This is a genomic window from Streptococcus suis (assembly GCF_002960425.1).
In the GTDB taxonomy this organism is placed as follows: domain Bacteria; phylum Bacillota; class Bacilli; order Lactobacillales; family Streptococcaceae; genus Streptococcus; species Streptococcus suis_S.
In genome coordinates this window covers 1-352 of the sequence record NZ_POIZ01000095.1, presented here as the reverse complement: position 1 = coordinate 352, position 352 = coordinate 1, and the positions used below count along the sequence as shown (strand labels likewise).

Genomic DNA, 352 nt, shown 5'->3' with positions numbered 1-352 from the left:
GAATCCCGTGAACTTGTAGCTAGTGATATAGGGTAAATCCAAGACATCCAGCTTCATAGCCACATAATACTTCTGCATCTTGACCATACAAGCGACGAAGCTCATTCACATAGTTCACAATATAGCTAACATTTGGACCGACTTTAGTGCTATGTTTGAATTGATTGGTCATCATGTTATAATAGCAGCGTGAAAAACTTTCTTTATAACATCCATTCCTATGAAAAGTGTGGGAAAATGAAACATATAAGACCTCCAATTGAGTGTGGTAATTCCTGCTAGAAGTTGATTGTTTTTTATTCTAGTGTACAGGTAAATCCACGAATTCTCAACTGGGGGTCTTTACATATTG

1 pseudogene is annotated in these 352 nt (G+C 36.9%); it reads right to left on the bottom strand.

The window, feature by feature from the left end:
- Positions 1 to 22: 22 nt before the first annotated feature.
- Positions 23 to 246 (bottom strand): annotated as a pseudogene (locus tag C1G57_RS11615) (IS110 family transposase); the annotation flags it as partial.
- Positions 247 to 352 lie beyond the last annotated feature (106 nt).